The organism is Amycolatopsis dongchuanensis, from assembly GCF_039542405.1.
Classification (GTDB): Bacteria; Actinomycetota; Actinomycetes; order Mycobacteriales; family Pseudonocardiaceae; genus Amycolatopsis_E; species Amycolatopsis_E sacchari.
On sequence record NZ_BAABIB010000120.1, the window covers coordinates 1 to 17,457 of the forward strand.

Below are 17,457 nucleotides of genomic sequence, written 5' to 3' on the forward strand. Positions count from 1 at the left end.
CACCCTCGGAGCCGCCATCACCTGCTACAAGAAACTCACCAAGTGAGACAAGCTCTAAGTCCTGGCGCCCTGCGTGGCCCGTTGCAGACCGGAACAGGCCGGCCGGAAGTTGTCCCGTTTGACGATACCGGCCTCCGGACCATCGGTGGCCTCCTGGTACGCCGTCGTGAAACGTCCGAGTGCGTCGTTCACGTCCCGAAGCGACTGCAATCCGCCGTATCTGCCCCACCAGTACACCTGAAGCGCGAGGATTTTCGGCGAAGACGGCCTGCCGGAAGCAGTGCCCGGAGCCGGCATCAGGCCGCCGGTACTCGTTTCGGATCCGTCTGCGGATACGCGCCCTGCCAAGGGAGGTTCCACCGCGGCGGTGATCCCGGCGGCGATCACCACGAGGATGACCATAATGGACACTCGAATTCTCTTCGGCCCACGGGACGCTCCAAGCGGCCGGGTGAACTTCCGGTTCCGGACGCCCACACGGGTCAATGCCACCACGGACGTAGTGATCGTCGTGAGTACCAAAGCCAGGGGCAGCAGAGAGCTCACGAACAACCAGCCGTTTTCGGGCAGTGCATGACACCTTCGTCCCAGGATGTTCATCGGCCCAAGACAACCGTCGAGCGCGACGAGTACGGCGGCACCGGCGAAACCGATCAGCAACGCCAGGTGCGCCGCGGTCATCGCCGCGACGAGCCGGAAAGCCTGAACCCGCAAAACCATCACGGCCGCCGTCGCGGTTGCCACACCGACGAGGACGACCAGCGCCCATGCCTGGAAAATCAGCTCGTAGCGCAGACTTTGGCTCAACGCGGGACGGCCGGGATGTAGGTACACCATCACCAGCCCGGCGCCCGCGCAACCCAGCACACCTCCGATCACGCCCGTCACGACGACCGGCCGGGCAGGTGGTGCTTCCTGCCGCGGCCACCGGTCTTCGCCGCCTGCGAGCCTGTCGAGCCAGCGTTGCCTCTTCGTCGCCGAAGCAGCCAGGTAGGCCAGAAAGGGATAACTCCACATCACCGTGGACGCCCAGCCGGGGAGCCCGAGCGGGCGGGAGACCAGCGATTCCAGCGACATGCCCAGCGCGGCGATCGCCGAGACCGTGACCGAATGCCCGCCATCGGGACCTGGGAACATTTGATCCAGCGACTGCCGGGTCGCACTCGCTGGATAGGGCCATCCGTCGGCGAAGATGTAGCCCCACGCGTCCCACCAGCTCAACGCCGCGGCGAAGACGAGCCACAGGGCCGCCACCCCGGCCAGCACGATCAGTCGCGCTCCACGCCCCCGCCACGCGAGCGACCACAGGTGGGCGCACTCGGTGGCCCACCAGGTCAAGACGACCGAGGCGATGACCGGCAGCAGCAGTGTTTCCGGTTGCCGCGGCAGCCAAGTGTTCATCGTGGTCGCGTTCGTGACGAGTTCGCCGGCGACGAATCCCGTGCCCAGCCACAATCCCGCCCGCGCGCCGGAGGGGTGCGAGCCGGAAACGAGCAGCGAGTAGCTCGCCCCGCGCCACGCGCTCGTTCCCACGATCCCGGCCGCGATGCCCGCGATCACCAGCACCACGGTCAAGCGCGAGGAAACAAGCGACGGCACGAGCACCGTCTGGTATTCGACGAGCGCGGCGATGACGCCGGTGAGGAACATCGGAAACGCCCGCATGCCGAACAGCGGCGCCGGATCGAGCAGTGATGCGTGACGAAGGTGCCACCGCGGATGGGAGTGCCACAACTCCGTGAACGACGCCAGCCTGCTTCTGGCCGCGTGTGGCGTGGCCATTCTCCGCCATCGCTGGATATCGGCGCCCCAGCCGAGGGCGTCCAGGTCCGCGTAGATCTCACGGTTGCGCAACACGTCGGCACGGGCCAGGTAAACCAGCACGACCATGACCGTGGCCAATGCGACGCCGCGGACCACGACCGGCAACCCGCCGGTCCAGAAGTTGGACGGTGACAGGACGATCCTGACCATTCCCCAGGTGTAAGGAACAAGCACGCCGACGAAGAACACACGCCAGAGTGCGACGGTCGCGTAGGTGAGGCCGACATCACCATTGCGGATATGGGCCAGTTCATGCAGGACCACCGCGCGAAAGCCGCCGGGGTCGGTGGATCTGCGGGCGACAAGACCGCCGTGCAGACATACCGTATGCCGCCGGAACCGGCCGTAGACCACCGCACTGGTCGTGGCCGCGGCCGGAGCGACGACGAACCGCGGCGATCGGGCGAGCCCGGCGGTCTCGACCAGCATGGAGAGTTCGCGGTCCAGTTCGACGCCGCTGTCGAGGAGATCCAGCGGAACGACCCGGCCTCGTCGGCCCCGCCAGGCCGGGAGGACGCAGAAGAGGATGGCCGCTGCCAGCACCACCAGCAGCAACCAGGCCGGCACCAGCCACCATGGTGGGCTCGACGCGAACCGTGCCACGCACGCGACGTAGGCGGCGTTCTGCGTTGGGTCCGATGCAACGGACAGCAAGTCCCCGGAGTTCGGATCGGCACCGGCGGCGAGCAGGCACCCCCAGCCGTTCTCCCAGGTTCCGAAGATCCCGTTGCCGATCAGGAAGGACGCCATCGAAACGATGCTGATCAGCAACAACACCAGCAGGAGCAGGAACCGGATGGTCGTTCCCGCCACCAGAACACGGGGATCGATCGTCGCGCGGGTGAGCGCCGCCGAGTCCATTCGCTAGGAGTCGGCCGGATCACCGTCGGTGCCATCCGGCTCGGGCAGGAACAGCCGGGCGGCCACCGCGTCCGCCAGCGCGACCGCGTCCGGCCGCGTCAACCCGTTGCGCACAGCGGATTCCAGTACACGGTGCCGGACATCGGCGACTTGCTCGCGGGTGAGCAAGGGCACGGTCACTGGCTTCGATCGACGTCGCAGCAGTGCTCGGCACGCCGCCCGCAAGCGCTTTCCGGCGCTCTCGACCGCCGCTCCGGCGAACCGGCGTCCCGCCTCGTCGAGGACGAGCCAGAGTGCCGGTGTCACCAGCGTCGCAATCTCACCCAGGCCGAAACCCAGTGGTTCCCTCAGCCGGTTCCCGCGCCGCAGCCGCCGGACCACCGTGTCGTCATCGAACTGGAGCAATCCCTCGACCACGGGCAATTCCTCCGGGGCGACCTCGGTCACGACGTCGCGGACGAGGTCCCGCACCCTCAGCGCAACCGGGGACGTGATGTCACTCATCGATCTTCCTCGCCATAGCACACGACTTCCGGCTGATTGCGGCTCACCCGGCGCCTCAGCTGGGAAAGAGCCCGGACAGCGTGGCCGACGGGGCCACCGCCGACTCGGGCGCCGCTGCCGGGCGCAAGGGCGTGATCGAGTTCGTCCGCATGCCGTCTATCACGCGCCAGACCCTGCTGAGACTGGAGTTGCCGACCTTTTCGGCCGCGGTCGAGTAGTCCTCGGCCGCCTTCTTGGTGGCCTTCACCAGCGAGTCCATGATCGCCTGCGGGTCTCCGCCGCCGACGGGTTGTTCGGCGTCGAACTTCGTTTTCCCCGCCTGGAAGACCAAGTCGCCCAGTGCCGTCGCCACTCCGCCGCCGGCCTGCCCGAACACGGAGTTCGACGCCTGGCCCACGGACCCGATCGCTTCGATGGCGAGCCCGGTGACCATCAGCGCCACGCCGGCGAGCTCACCCGAGCCGTGATCCAGGTCGTCGAGTTGGTCCGAAGCCTGCTTGGCCAGTTTGTACAGATCCATCTTGAACGCGCTCACCGTGGCGTACGCATCCTGCAGGGCCAGGGCCACCTGCGTGATCAGCCCGGAATCGCTGCCGTCCACGGCCGGGCAAAAGCCCTCCACGAGCTTCTGGGTGTCATCCAGGTACTCCTCCGCCGCAGCGTGCCCTTGGCCCTTCCAGACCTCTTCCAGATCCTTGACGGCGACTTCCCATTTGATGGCGGCATCGCGATAGAGCCGGTGACCGTGGTCCGAGAGAACCTTCCACGGGCCGGCGGAACGGCCGGGAATCAGCGTCAAGTCGCCGTCACACGCGTAGTCCAGCCACAGCGCCAGGTTCGCCTCGGCCTCTTCGATCCATTTCTCCTGGGTCTCGTAGTCGGGCGTGGAGGCCATGCCCGGCATCAGTCCTGGCTTCCACGCCAATGGCGTCTCGTCACGGATCTTCCGCGCGAGCACGTCATAACAGTCCGAGAAAAGCTGCGGTTTGAGATCTTGGGGCCCGGCAGGCACTGGAGGGAAAGACAAGGCTGTTCCTAGTTTCCGGAGACGTCGGAGTCGGTCTGTACGTAGATGTCGCCTGTTCTGCTCAGCTGGTCGGCGGCCGTGCTCATCGAGCCGGCCAGCGCGCGACCATAACTCGCCAGCTCGCCGATCAGGTCGTCGAACTTCTGCCCGAGCCGGGCGCCACCCGGGGTGCGGGCACCGAAAACGGAGCACGGTCCCGAAGTCGTGCCGGCCTCGTTCGCGGTGCCGAACATGCAGTCGAGCACCATCTCGTCGGCATTGGCTCGCATGGCCTCAGCGGCATCCGAAAGCCGCTTCGCGATCCCCTTGATGCCTTCGGGGTCCGCGTAGAAACCGGGGCCGGAATTTCCTGTCATCAGGGCCCTTTCACCCGGTAGGTCCGGAAACTGAAGTCGTCATCCTCGTCGTCATCGGCAGGCGGCGGGCGGCGGACTCGGAGTTCCGGGGGCGGGGTCAGCTCGTCGGCAACCTGCTGGAGGAGGGGCCACACCGTTTCTTGCGCCTTGGGAGTGAACAACGAGCGGGCGAAGGGGTGGGCGCACTGGCCGCTGGCGACCTCCTCCCAGGTGAACTTGCCGTCCAGAACCGCGTCGGCGGCGCGGAGCAGGCGTGGGGGCGCGTGCGGGCGTAGGGCGGCCGCACGCAGGATGTCCGCTCGCAACGGAAGTCGCCACTGGTCAGGGCGGGTCATTGGTCCCCCCGGGTCTGCTCGAAGCTGGGCGCCGCCCCTCCGGGGCCGGCGGGGACTACTGTGCCGCGCCTGCCTTGCCAAAACCCTTGCCAAGGCTCAGGTGTTGAGGCGGATCAGTTCCGGGGTTTCGGGAACGTCCTGGGCGAAGAGGCGGGCGGCTTCCTGTTCGTCGACGGCCTGGATGCGGCGGAGCATGGCGATGGCGGTGTGCCAGTGGACGCGTGCGGCGGGCAGGTCTCCGAGCGCGTGCGAGGCCTGGCCGAGCGCCCAGTGTTGTTCGGCCGCGTTGTAGTGGTCCTGCAGACCGTCGAACACGGCAAGGCTACGTCGATGGCACGGGATCGCCTCGCGGGGCCGGCCCGCACGCTGGTAGGCCCAGCCCCGGTTGGCGACCGCGACTGCCTCGCCGAGGGCGTTACCGACTTCGCCGAACACACTGGCGCTCCGGGAAAGGCAGTCGATCGCGCGGGCGAAGTCGCCGGTGCCCTGGTGGGTCAGGCCGAGGTAGTTCAGCACGGACGCCTCCCCACGCCGGTCGCCGGATTCGCGGCTGATCGCGAGGCTGCGTTCGAGGTGGTCGACCGCCTTCTCGAATTCTCCTCGCTGGCGATAGGAATTCCCGAGATCGGCGAGGCAGCCCTGCCTGCCGGCCGCGTCGCCGAGTTCGGTCCACAGCTTCAGCGCCTGTTGGCTGTAGGCAAGGGAATCCCGCACCAGCCCGACCTGGCCGCAGAGGGTGCCGAGGTCCTCCAGCGCGAGCGCTTCGGCGTGCCGGTTCGCCGTGCGCCGAGCAATGCGCACGGCGCACTGGTTGAGCGCGATGCGGTCCGTGGAGTGGCCGCGGTTCGCCAGCGGCCGGTAGAGCGCGGCGACCAGCTGGAGCGCGAGTGCCGGGACGGCTCCCGGCGCCTCGGCGGCGCGGTGCACGGTGGCAAGCAAGTTGTCGTACTCGGCTTCCGCCCATGCGACCGCTTCAGCCGCCGTCGGCCAGGGTGGTTTCCCGGTCATCGCTCCGACCCGCCGGGTTTCGGTGGGGTGGATCAGCAAGGTCGCGTGCTGCGCCCGGTGGAGGTAGTGGTGGGTCAGCCGTTCCAGCGCTCGCCACCTGTCGGCGGCCGGGTCGTGCCGACGGGTTTGCTCGGTGAGGTAGTGCAGAACGAGGTCGTGTATGCCGTATCTGCCCCCGGGTTCCGGCAGCAGCAGGTGTTCGTCGAGCAGGTCGTCCAACGCCGCCTGGGCTTCGGGCACCGTGCAGCCGGTGAGTGCCGCGACCGAAGGCGCCGCGAAGTCGTGGCCAGGATGCACCGCGAGCAGCCTGAACAGCCGCTGGTGCGCGGACGGCAGAGCGCGGTAGGACAGGTCGAAAACCACCCGCACCGCGCGTGCGGCCGGGGACAGCCTGCCCAGCTGCCCCGCGCCTGCTTCGAGCTGGGCGACGAGTTCGCTGATCCGCCAGTTCGGCCGGGCACGCAACTGCCTCGCGGAAACCGCGACGGCCAAGGGTAGATTGCCGCAGAGTTCGGCGAGCCGGAGCGTGGCCGCCGGCTCGTGCTCGACGCGTTCGTCGCCGGCGTAGCGGCGGAGCAGCTCCACGGCTTCACCGGAGCTGAAGGAACCGAGGCGGACCGAGTGCGCACCGTCCAGCCCGGTCAGAGTACGCCTGGTCGTGATGATGACCTGGCAGGTCCCGGCACCCGGCAGCAGCGGACGGACCTGTTCCTCGGACCGGGCGTCGTCCAGCAGAATCAAGACCCGGCGCCCGGCCAGCCGGTCACGGAAGAGCGCGGCCCTGGTTTCGAGGTCGTCCGGCACATCGTGCGCGGCCACCCCCAGCAGCCGCAGAAGATTTCCCAGTACCGCGGCGGGCTCGGCGGGTGGCCGCTCGGGGTGGAAGCCGTGCAGATCCGCCCACAGCTGGATTTCATCGAACCGCGAGCGGCCCGCCAGCTGGTGCGCGAGCCGCACGGCCAGCCGGGTCTTGCCAACGCCGCCCATACCCTCGACAACGAAGATGCTCGGGGGGCCCGCGCGCCCGGTTTCGGCGGCACGGTCCGCGAGTTCGAGCAGGTGCCGCAGCTCGTCGGCGCGGCCGGTGAAATCCGCGATGTCCGCGGGGATCTGGCGATGGATGACCGGGGCACGGACGGCGGCGGGGGTCCCGCCGCGCAGTGCCGGGTCGGAGTTGAGGATCTGCTGCCGCAGCCGGTTCAGCCGTGGACCGAGGTCCAGGCCGAACTCGACGACCAGCTTCTCCCGAGCCCGCCCGAGCGCGTCCAATGCGTCAGCCTGCCGGTCGCAGCGGTACAGCGCCAGAGCCAACTGCGCCCACAGGGTTTCCCGTGTCGGAAACTCCGTCGTCAACGCGGTCAGCTCGCCGATCAGCTCGTGCTGCCGTCCGCATTCCAGTTCCGCTTCAATGGCCGATTCGGTCGCCTGCAGCCGCAATTCGGTGAGCGGCACGGTAACCCGGCGCCGGAACAGCTCCGAACCGCACTCCTGCAAAGCCGGCCCACGCCAAAGCGATAGCGCCGCTCGCAGCGTCTCGGCACGCTCCCGTGGCCCGGCCAGATCACGAGCGGACCGGACCAGAACGGTGAACCGATGCACGTCCACCGACTCCGGATCGACCTCGGCGACGTAACCGTAGTCCCGCGAGTGCAGGCGCACGCCAAGTCGCCCGTCCCGGGCCGGATCCAGTACGTTTCGCAGGCGCGAGACGTGTGTGTGCAGCGCGCTCCGCGCGGAGTCCGGTGGATCGCCGTCCCAGAGCAGGTCGGCCAGCCGTTCGGCGGCAACGACCCGTTCCGGCTCGAGGAGCAGCAATGCGAGCAACGCCCGCTCGCGCCGCCGCCCCAGCTGGAGACGCCGGCCCTCGTGCTGCGCTTCGACCTTGCCCAACAAGAAGAACTGAGAGCGGGTCATTCGGTCCCTTGGGGCAGCGCCGGCACGATCCCGAATATGGTATCGCCGTCGGCTTCTTGACGGAATCTTCCGCCCATCGGCAGGACAGGACGTTGGCTCGTGTCTTTCGGTTGGTTGTCCGCTGTCGTCGGGTCGAGGCGGCGGCCCTCGCCGACGCCGAACGCGCGCCTGTTCCGTTCAGCTCCTCATTCTGGCGAATCGGTGATGGCCACCGCGGCCACGTACACGCCCGGCCCGACGCCGCGTGCGAACCCAGGGCAGGCAGATCCGCGCGGCCTCGATCGTCGTGACCTCCGCGCCGAGGCCGTCGATGGCTTCGATGACGTCACCGAACGGCACATCCTCGGCGATCCGGCACACACCGTCGCCTCGGGACACTCGCTGGAAGGACTCGTCGCGGCAGCCCTCGCACAGCGGGCGCCCGAGGCGATCGGCGCCGCGGTGCCGATGTGCGCTTCGGTGGCCGGCCCGATCCCGATGCTCAACCAGGGGCTGGACGCGGCGTTCGTGTTCGCCCGCCTGTGCTTTCCCGAAGAGGACATCGAACTGGCCGACGTGACCGTCGAAGACACGCGCCGACTGGCGATCGGGCGTGCACTCGTCGAACGAGCGCGTCATACCCGCGAGGGCCGGGCCCGGCCGGCGCTCGCCTCGGCGGTGGCACAGATTCCCACGTGGAGTACCGACAACGCGCTGTCGTCCCGGTCCGCCGCTGCCCATCCCGAGCCCGCCCCCGACGACATCACCGGCAGGCTCGCCAACCAGGCCGACGTCTTCCCTTGCGTCGCGTTTTCGCCGCGGCTCGATCTCGAGCGCCGTGCGGGAGGCAACTTCTCCTGGAACACCGGTATCGACTACGCCGTGCAACTGGCCCGCTCGGGCTCCGCCGATCTAGTGCGCGCGGCCTACGACAGGGAGGGATGCGTGCTCGAAGACGATCTCGACCGCCTCCAGGAAAGCCCCGCATCGAGGCGGACGGCGACGCCGTCGCATACATGGAACGCAATCTCACGCCGGACGGCACGATCGGTGTCCCGGTGCTGACCGTGTCGATCACCGGGGACTTCGCTCCCACCGTGACCCAGACATCCGCCTACGCGGACGTCGTCGACGAAGCCGGCTGCTCCGCACTGCTCGACCAGGTCTATGTACACGCAGCGGGGCACTGTGGCTCGTTCACGACCTCGGAGATCGCCGCCGCGATCAGCGCCATGTCCGACCGGCTCTCGGCACGTGACCCTGCCTCGGTGAAACTCAGCGCCGAGGCGATGAACGGCAGGGCCCGTGCGATCACGGACGGGCACTGGCCCAAACCGAAACCGCCTCACTTCGTCGCCGGTGACCGGTCGAACAGCGATGCGGCAGACCGAGATCCTCCTCGACGACGGATCGCCCTGCGAGCTGGTGTGTCCTGCGGAGTGGAACGGCTACCTCGTATCGCAACCGGACCTGATGAACGACCCCGTCGACGTGGCGTTCCAGTCATGGCTCGCCGCCAAGGGATGTGGCTCGGTCCGCCACAGCCGCGACGTCCGTGGGTGGGACCTGTCGCGAGGCATCGCCAATCATGCCGAGGCGGTGTGCGCGTTCAGCGACCTGTTCGGCGTTCCGCCACGCGGCACCATCGTCATGGGCGGGTCGATGGGAGGGGTTCTCGCACGCCTTCTCGTCGAACGTGAGCCGGACGCGTTCATCGGTTCCCTCCCCACGGACGGTGGCGGCGCGGGTGTGCTGGCCGCGTTCGTTCGAGGTCTGGACATGGCGTTCGTCGTGTCGCACCTCCTTGGTGGTGACCGGCCACTGGCGCTGGCCCAGGCCCCGTCGGTCGACGGCAAGATCACCGCCCTCGGGTACATGATCGAACGCGGCCGGGAAAGCGCCGCGGGCCGTACGGCCCGCGTTGGCAGCCACGATCGGTTCCGTGCCCATCTGGTCCGATCCGGCCCGGGAGGCGCCGTGTGACGACGACGCCTGGGAGCTGGCGGACCACCTGATCGCCGGAACGGCCACCACGATCGCCCCGGCCTATGGCTTCCGCGCTCAGCTGGAAGCCGTCGTCGGCGGTGTGCTGGTCGGCAACGACGACGTCGACTACGCCCGCAGCCTCGCCGTCTCAGGTGGCAGGTCACTCGTGCAAACTCTCTACGACGACGCGGGGAGCTCCCTTGCCGAAGACCTTCGCATCGTCGAACGTGCCCCGCGTATCTCTCCTTCGCCCACCTGCGTCGCGGCCGTCGGACACGACCTCTCCGTCACTGGCGCCGTGACACGGCCCGTGTTCGTCCTGAAGTCGTCGGGCGGCCCGGACGCGTCGGCGTCGGAGGAACACGCCTACCTTTCCGCTGTGGAACGGTCCGGCGCGCGTGAGTTCGTGCGCATGTCCGGGTCGCAAGCGTGCCGACGATCGGGCGGCGCTGGAAGGCATTCTGTATGTGGTACGCACGGGGATTGGGGGAACCGGCTGCCCACTGCACTGTTCGGTGCCTCGGGTGCCGCCTGCTGGCGGCGGCTGACTGAGTGGCACGAGACCGGCGTCTGGCAGCAACTGCACGAACGCCTGCTCGCCGAGCTGCGTGCCGCCGGGCTGCTGGACCTGTCGGCCGCGCTGGTCGGCTCCACCCACCTGTGTGCCCTCAAAGAGGGGCCCACACCGACCCCAGCCCGGTCGATCGCCGCACACTCGGCTCCAAGCATCACCTGATCACCGACACCCACGGCACCCCGCTCGCGGTCACACTCACCGGCGGTCACCGCAACGACGTCACCCAACTGATTCCGCTGATCGACCCCATCCCCTCGATCCGAGGTGCGGTCGGCAAGCCACGGTGCCGTCCGTCCTCCTCATGCGGTAGCTGACGCGCGGATGGCACACTTCCCCGGTCGCCGCCCGGCTTTTCCCGCCCTCATCCCACCGCGCCGGTCGAATGCACCACCTTCCCGCCGACGACGGTCAGTTCCGCCGAGATCGCGGGGATCTGCTCGACCGGCACGGTGAAGTAGTCGTCGCTGAGGACGGCGAAGTCCGCTCTGGCGCCGGGCCGCAGGTGCCCCCGGTCCGCCTCCTCGAAGCTCAGCCACGCACTGCCGGCGGTGTAGGCGTTCAGCGCGCGCTCACGGTTGCACAGGTGCCGCGTGGACCGGCGCCGCACACCGTCGAGGGAGGTACCGGCCACCAGCCACCACAGGGAAAGCCAGGGACTGTAAGAGGAAGCACGGCTCGCGTCCGTTCCGGCGGCCACCGGGATCCCTTCGGCGAAGATATCGGCGACCGGCGGGACCGCGGCCATCGACCCCGCGCCCCACGCCGCTTCCGACGCCGCCGCCTTGAACACCTGGTGGTCGTCGAGCACGATCCCGGCGCCCAGAGCCTTCAGCCGCCGGAGGTTCCGGGCGCCGATCCGGTCCGCGTGCGACAGGCTGAACCGCAGCCCGCGCAACGGGATGAGCCGGTCGACCGCTTCCCAGCAGTCGAGGATCACGTCGATCGAGGAATCCAGCACGGCGTGGATGTTCATCGGCCAGCCGCGCGCCGCCGTCGCGTAGCTGATGTCGTACAGCTGCGCCGCGGCCGCCTCGCTGATCCGGAAGTCCTCCAGGCCCTCGAAGTCGTGGCAGCCGAAGTGGACCACCTCCCCGATGCCGAGCACCTGCAGCAGCCCGTCCCCGAACCGGGTCTGCGCGTGCCGCAACCAGCCGTCGAGCTGCGCCTGTTCCCGCCCGGGATCGACCGCGGACAGGAACAACCGGGTACGCATGGAGAGTTCCCCGCGGCGCCACAGCGTGAACAGCGGGTCGTACCGCTCGGGGCCCATCCCGAACCCGCCCGCGTCCACGATTCCGGTGAGACCGGCCGCGTGCAGGTCGGCGAACATCGCGGCGGTCGAGCGCAGCTGCTCGCCGGGGGCCGGCGCCGTCATCGCGTCGAGGCAATGGGTGAACGCGCCCATCCCGTGCACCCGCCCGGTCGGTTCGCCGGTGACCGGATCACGTTCCACCCGGCCTCCGGGGAGATCGCCGGCCTGCCGGTCCAGGCCCGTGGCGCGTAGCGCGGCCGAGTTGAGCACGGCGACCTCGTAGAGGGCCTGCACGTACACGGGATGGTCGGGGGCGACGGCGTCGAGCTCCGCACGGGTGGGTTCGCGCGACTCGGCGAACTGGCAGGGATGCCAGCCGCCGATCGCCCGGATCCACTCCCCCGCGGGCCGGTCCCCCGCGGCCGCCTTGATCGTGGCGAGCGCGCTCGCCACGTCCGGCACTCCCGTCCAGTGCAGCTCGGCCGTCCAGGTCGCGCCGGCCCGGGCGGCGTGCAGGTGCCCGTCGATCAGGCCGGGGATCAGCCGGTGCCCCTGCAGGTCCACGATCCGGGTGCCGGGACCGGCGTGCTCCCGCGCGTCCTCACCGCACGCGAGCACCCGGCCGTCGCGCACGGCGAGCGCGGTGACCTCCCGGCCCGGGCCGGTCCAGACGGGACCGTTGACGTAGAGCTCGTCGGCGGCGCTCTTCGTCGAGTCAGCCACGTGTCCTTCTTTCTACAGAGACCAGTTCTTCACCAAGCCGTCGCGAGAGGAACGAACCCGCTCGCGCAGGGCGGGCAGGTCGTGCCGCACCATCCGGCCGCCCGCCTTCACCTGCTCACCGGCCACGAACACCGCCTCCACGTTCTGGCTGTCGGCCAGCGTGATGGCGGCGGGCAGGTGGTTCACCAGGAACAGGTTCGGCAGCTCGACGTCGAGCAGGATGAGATCACCCTGTTTGCCCGGCGTGAGCGAGCCGATCCGGTCGTCGAGCCCGAGCGCGCGGGCGCCTTCGATGGTCGCCATGCGCACGACGTCCGCCGCGGTGATCGTCAGCTCCGCCAGTGTCTCGCCCCGGCTCAGCGCGAGGTGGTTCTGCCAGCCCCGCTCCGCTTCGAGGGTCCCGCGCATCTCGGCGAACAGGCTGCCGCCCACGCCGGACACGACGTCCACGCTCAGGCTCGGTTCGAGTCCGGCCGCGCGCACCCGGCCGGTCGCCGGGTAGCCGTGCCCCATCTGCATCTCCACCCGGGGCGAGAGCGAGACGTGGCCGCCCGAGTCGGCGATCATCGTCAGCTCCTCGTCGGTACAGGTGTTGCAGTGCACGTAGATCAGATCGGGACCCAGCAGGCCACGGCGGTGCAGCTCGCTCACCGAACGGGCCTGGCCCAGCAGCCCGACCCCGACGTGCGTGGACAACCGGACGTCCAGCTCCCGCGCCAGTTCCAGGTCGATCAGGGCTTCGTCGACCGGGCCGAACTCCGGGCCGAGGCTGGCGATCGCGAACGTCAGCAGCGAGTCCTTCGCCGGGAAGTAGCGCTCGGCGACCCGGACCACGTCCGCGCGGTACCAGCCGGCTTGTGGCGACCAGGGGTTGCCGTACCCGAACACGGCGCGGATACCGGACTCCGCAAGCCCGCGCACCGCCTCGTCGGCGTGCTCGGGTGTGCGGATGATGTGCGACCAGTCCATGATCGTCGTGATCCCGGAGTCCAGGGCTTCGATCGCGCCGAGCAGATCGGCGACGTACACGTCGTCCGGGGTGAACTTCGGGCCCAGCTGTAGCAGCATCTGCTCGACGTACTGGCCCAGCGTCCAGTCCGCGGCGATCTGCCGGACGGCGGCCTGCCACAGGTGCCGGTGGGTGTCGACGAGGCCGGGGAGCACGATCCGGTTCGTCGCGTCGACGATCCGGGCGTCGGTCACCGGGATCTCCGGCGCGACCGCGCGGATCACGCCGTCCTCGAGGAGCACGTCGCCACGGGGCAGGGTGCCGATCTCCGGGTCGACGCTGAAGACGACGCCGCCGGTGATGAGGGTTCTCGTGGTCACCGCGTTCACCACTCGACCGCGATGTACTTGGACTCGGTGAACTCGAGCATCCCTTCGTGCCCGCCTTCCCGTCCGATCCCGCTCTGCTTGGTGCCGCCGAAGGGCGCGGCCGGGTCGGAGACGACGCCGCGGTTGAGGCCGACCATGCCGGAATCGAGTGCTTGCGCGACCCGCAGTCCGCGCGCCAGGTCACCGGTGCAGACGTAGGACACCAACCCGTACTCGGTGTCGTTCGCCAGCGCCACCGCCTGTGCCTCCTCGTCGAACGCGACGACCGGCGCGACCGGTCCGAAGATCTCCTGCGTCAGCACGGGCGCGCCGGCGGGCACGCCCGTGAGCACGGTCGGCGGGTAGAAGTGCCCAGCTCCGTCCACAGTGGAACCACTCGTGACCGCGGTGGCCCCGAGCGCCACCGTCCGCGCCACCAGGTCCGCCACCTTGTCCCGCGATTCGGCGTTGACCAGCGGGCCGAGCGTCACCCCCTCGTCAAGTCCGTGGCCCATCCGCAGTTCACCCATGCGCGCCGCGAGCAGCGCGGTGAACTCCTCGGCCACCGGACGTTCGACGTAGAACCGGTTCGCCGCCGTGCACGCCTCCCCGCCGTTGCGCATCTTGGCGACCATCGCGATGTCCACGGCGGCTTCGAGGTCGGCGTCGGCGAACACGAGGAACGGCGCGTTGCCACCCAGTTCCATCGACGAGCTCACCACGGTCCGCCCCGCGCCGGCCAGCAGCCGCCTGCCGACCTCGGTCGACCCGGTGAACGACACCTTCCGCACCCGTGGATCGTCCATCATGGACTGCACGACCGCCCCGGAACGGGCCGAGGGCAGCACATTCACCACTCCGGCCGGTACGCCGGCCTCGGTGAGGACCCCGGCGATCGCGAGCGCCGTCAGCGGGGTCTCGCTCGCCGGCTTGAGCACCACCGTGCAGCCCGCCGCGAGTGCCGGACCGATCTTGCGCGTCGCCATGGCGGCCGGGAAGTTCCACGGGGTGACCAGGACGCTGACCCCGATCGGCTGCCGCAGGACGAGAATGTGGTTGGTGCCCGACGGCGCGGTCTGGACGGTGCCGGTGCCGCGCACCGCCTCTTCGGAGTACCACCGGAAGAACTCCGCGGCGTAGGCGATCTCACCACGGGCGTCGGCCAGTGTCTTGCCGTTCTCCAGCACGATCAGCGCGGCCAGCTCGTCCGCGCGTCCGGTCATCAGCTCGAAGGCGCGGCGCAGGATCTCGGCGCGCTTCCTCGGGGCGGTCGCCGCCCAGCCCGGTCCGGCCTCGTACGCCGCCGTCACCGCGTCGAGCCCGTCGGCGACGGAGGCGCTCGCGACCGAGGCGATCTCCTGCTCCGTGGCCGGATCGGCGACGCGGATGCGGGCACCGTCGGAGGCGGGCCGCCAGAGGCCGCCGATGAACAGCTCGACCGGCACCGCCTTCACGATCGAGTCGGGGTCGATGGTCTTCACGGCACTCCTGTCAGTACTCGTTGGCGATGAACAGTTCCTGCGCGGGGAACTTGGTGATGACGTGCGCGCCGTGCTCGGTCACGACGATCTCCTCCTCGATCCGCGCCGCGGAGAACCCGTCGGCGGCCGGGCAGTAGGTCTCGAGCGCGAACACCATCCCGGGCTGGATCTCCACCGGGTTGGTGAGGCTGTTGAGCCGGGAGATGATCGGCCGCTCGTGCAGGCCGAGTCCGAGCCCGTGCCCGAACTGCAGGCCGAAGGCGGCCATCTCGCTGTCGAAGCCGAACTCGGTGGCGGCCGGCCAGACGCGGGCGACCTCGTCGGTCCCGACGCCGGGACCCACGACCTCGATGGCCGCGTCCATCCACTCGCGCGCCCTGGTGTAGGCGTCGCGCTGGGCGCCGGTCGCGCTGCCGACGCCGAACGTGCGGTAGTAGCAGGTCCGGTAGCCGTTGTAGGACTGGATGATGTCGAAGAACGCCTGGTCGCCGGGACGGATCAGGCGATCGGAGAAGTTGTGCGGGTGCGGGTTGCAGCGCTCCCCCGACACCGCGTTGATCGCCTCGACCTGGTCCGAGCCCATCTCGTACAGCCGCTTGTTGGCCAGCGCGACGATCTCGTTCTCCCGGATGCCCGGCTTGAGCACCTCGACGATGTCCTGGTAGACACCGTCGACCATCGCCGCGGCCTGGGTGAGCAGGGTGATCTCGTCGGCGGACTTGATCTGCCGGGCGTCGAGCATCAGCTGCTGCGCGTCGAGCACCGTCAGCCCCTGCCGCTGCATCTCGAACAGGAACGGTGGCTCGACGATGTCCACGCCCACCGGCTGGTCCGCCAGCCCGGCGTCGACGAGCATGCCCTTGATCTCCCGGACCGCGGACTCCATCAGGCCCGCGCCGGGCGCGATCGCTCCGCGCAGCCCCAGCATCCCGGCGCGCGAGTTCTCCGGCAAGAGCCACGGCGAGTACAGCTGGTGGTGTTTCGCGGCGGAGCCGAAGTCCCACAGCACCGGCTCGCCACCGCGGGTCAGCAGCGTGTACCGGGTCATCTTGTCACCGAGCGCGCCGCCGATCCAGGTCTGCGTCACGTACCGGATGTTGTAGAAGTCGAACAGCAGGAAGGCCCCGCACTCGGAGGACTCCAGCGCGGCCCTGGCCCGGCCGATCCGGTAGTCGCGCAGCCGGCCGAAGTCCACCCGTTGCTCGAAATCCACCCCGCCGTGGCCCGGCGCGGGCAGGGGGCGCACGTTCGCGACCGCCGTCATCTCAGGCCTCCAGCCCGTCGTCGACGGTCGCGTGCTCGGGCTTGAGCTCGATCCCGGACCGCCGCGCCTGCTCCAGCAGCAGCTCGGCGAAGTCGTTCTCCCGCGAGCCCGCGCCGATGGCCTCCCACACCAGTTGCGCGGTGGCGGCGGCGACCGGCATCGGCACCTCCAGGTCCCGGGCCGCGGCGAGGCCGAGGTCGAAGTCCTTGCGCAGCAACGGCATCGTGAACGTGGGAGTGAAGTCCAGGTTCACCAGTGCGGGCGTCTTGTACCGGCTGAACACCGAACCCATCACCGAGTTGTTGAGGAACTCCAGGAACGCCGCGCGGCTGGTACCGCCCTTCTCGGCCAGCACGGTGATCTCCGCGAGGGACTGGGTGACCACGCCGAGGAACACGTTGTGGGCGATCTTGACCAGGCGTGCCACCTCGCCGTCGCCGACGTACGTCACGCCCCGGCCCAGCAACTCCAGCAGGGGGCGCGCGGCGTCGAAAGCTTCGCGCGGTCCGGAGACGGCGAGTGTCAGCTTGCCCGACTTCACGACCTTCGGGTTGCCGCTCACCGGCGCGGCGAGGAAGCCGGTGTCACGCCCGGCCGCCGCGGCGCGGGCTTCGGCACTGGCCTCGGTGGACACCGTGGACGAGTCCACGATCAGCCCCGGTGCCGCGTCGGCCCGGCTGAGCACCCCGTGCTCGCCGGCGGTCACCGCCGCCAGATCCGCCGAGGCGGACACCATCACGAAGACCACGTCCCGGGTGGCCAGGTCCGCGGGACTGTCCACAACGGAAGCGCCGAGCTCGGCCAGCGGCTCGGCCTTGGCACGCGTGCGGTTGTACACGGCCACGTCGTGGCCGGCTTCGAGCAGCCGGGTGGCCAGCTGGAAGCCCATCCGGCCGGTGCCGATCCACCCGATCTTCGGGCGCTCGGTGGGGCGGTAGCCCATGGTTCGTCCTCCTCGACGGAGCGATTGGTTTGCGGTTTCGCACCCGGTCGCAGCCCGGCTACCGGGCGAAGCTGCCCACTGCCTGACTCAGCCACTGCAACCGGTT

At 69.5% G+C, this 17,457-nt stretch carries 13 protein-coding genes and 2 pseudogenes; 3 read left to right on the forward strand and 12 right to left on the reverse strand.

What is annotated here, in order from left to right:
• Window positions 1-54 precede the first annotated feature (54 nt).
• The 6 genes from ABFX51_RS30785 to ABFX51_RS30810 form a co-directional block, all read right to left on the reverse strand.
• Window positions 55-2,685 carry a M48 family metalloprotease gene (locus ABFX51_RS30785; protein WP_346055751.1) on the reverse strand — a complete coding sequence of 877 codons (2,631 nt, stop codon included), beginning with the start codon at window positions 2,683-2,685 and terminating at the stop codon, window positions 55-57.
• A gap of 3 nt (window positions 2,686-2,688) precedes the next feature.
• On the reverse strand, window positions 2,689-3,189 hold the full coding sequence (locus ABFX51_RS30790; RefSeq protein ID WP_346055752.1) for a hypothetical protein: 501 nt from the start codon (window positions 3,187-3,189) through the stop codon (window positions 2,689-2,691).
• A 55-nt stretch (window positions 3,190-3,244) separates the two neighbouring features.
• Window positions 3,245-4,147 carry a hypothetical protein gene (locus ABFX51_RS30795; RefSeq protein ID WP_346055753.1) on the reverse strand — a complete coding sequence of 301 codons (903 nt, stop codon included), beginning with the start codon at window positions 4,145-4,147 and terminating at the stop codon, window positions 3,245-3,247.
• 77 nt (window positions 4,148-4,224) lie between these two features.
• On the reverse strand, window positions 4,225-4,572 hold the full coding sequence (locus ABFX51_RS30800; RefSeq protein ID WP_346055754.1) for a hypothetical protein: 348 nt from the start codon (window positions 4,570-4,572) through the stop codon (window positions 4,225-4,227).
• A complete protein-coding gene (locus ABFX51_RS30805; RefSeq protein WP_346055755.1) occupies window positions 4,572-4,907 on the reverse strand; it encodes a hypothetical protein in 336 nt (111 codons plus the stop codon). Before ABFX51_RS30805 ends, ABFX51_RS30800 begins: the two co-directional genes overlap by 1 nt.
• 96 nt (window positions 4,908-5,003) lie before the next feature.
• Window positions 5,004-7,829 carry an AfsR/SARP family transcriptional regulator gene (locus ABFX51_RS30810; protein WP_346055756.1) on the reverse strand — a complete coding sequence of 942 codons (2,826 nt, stop codon included), beginning with the start codon at window positions 7,827-7,829 and terminating at the stop codon, window positions 5,004-5,006.
• A 204-nt stretch (window positions 7,830-8,033) separates the two neighbouring features.
• Here ABFX51_RS30810 and ABFX51_RS30815 point away from each other — a divergent pair, with 204 nt between their 5' ends.
• The 3 genes and pseudogenes from ABFX51_RS30815 to ABFX51_RS30825 all read left to right on the forward strand — a co-directional run.
• Complete coding sequence (locus ABFX51_RS30815) at window positions 8,034-8,873, forward strand: hypothetical protein (protein ID WP_346055757.1); 840 nt, start codon at window positions 8,034-8,036, stop codon at window positions 8,871-8,873.
• Window positions 8,874-9,185: 312 nt separating this feature from the next.
• A complete protein-coding gene (locus ABFX51_RS30820; protein ID WP_346055758.1) occupies window positions 9,186-9,791 on the forward strand; it encodes a hypothetical protein in 606 nt (201 codons plus the stop codon).
• Window positions 9,792-10,210: 419 nt separating this feature from the next.
• Window positions 10,211-10,664: pseudogene (locus tag ABFX51_RS30825) on the forward strand (transposase); the annotation flags it as partial.
• 68 nt (window positions 10,665-10,732) lie between these two features.
• Here ABFX51_RS30825 and ABFX51_RS30830 read toward each other — a convergent pair.
• From ABFX51_RS30830 to ABFX51_RS30855, 6 genes and pseudogenes are all read right to left on the reverse strand, one after another.
• Window positions 10,733-12,346 (reverse strand): amidohydrolase, encoded by a 1,614-nt coding sequence (locus tag ABFX51_RS30830; protein ID WP_346055759.1) that lies wholly within the window; start codon window positions 12,344-12,346, stop codon window positions 10,733-10,735.
• Window positions 12,347-12,358: 12 nt separating this feature from the next.
• Window positions 12,359-13,675 carry an amidohydrolase family protein gene (locus ABFX51_RS30835; RefSeq protein WP_346055760.1) on the reverse strand — a complete coding sequence of 439 codons (1,317 nt, stop codon included), beginning with the start codon at window positions 13,673-13,675 and terminating at the stop codon, window positions 12,359-12,361.
• A 5-nt stretch (window positions 13,676-13,680) separates the two neighbouring features.
• Window positions 13,681-15,144: an NAD-dependent succinate-semialdehyde dehydrogenase gene (locus ABFX51_RS30840; RefSeq protein ID WP_346055761.1), complete on the reverse strand. Its 1,464-nt coding sequence runs from the start codon at window positions 15,142-15,144 to the stop codon at window positions 13,681-13,683.
• 10 nt (window positions 15,145-15,154) lie between these two features.
• Window positions 15,155-16,408, reverse strand: a complete 1,254-nt coding sequence (locus ABFX51_RS30845; protein ID WP_346055763.1) for a M24 family metallopeptidase — start codon at window positions 16,406-16,408, stop codon at window positions 15,155-15,157.
• Between the two features lies 1 nt (window position 16,409).
• Window positions 16,410-16,859 (reverse strand): NAD-binding protein, encoded by a 450-nt coding sequence (locus tag ABFX51_RS30850; RefSeq protein WP_346055824.1) that lies wholly within the window; start codon window positions 16,857-16,859, stop codon window positions 16,410-16,412.
• Window positions 16,857-17,372 (reverse strand): annotated as a pseudogene (locus ABFX51_RS30855) (NAD(P)-dependent oxidoreductase); the annotation flags it as partial. The gene ABFX51_RS30850 and the pseudogene ABFX51_RS30855, both read right to left, overlap by 3 nt.
• Window positions 17,373-17,457: the final 85 nt, after the last annotated feature.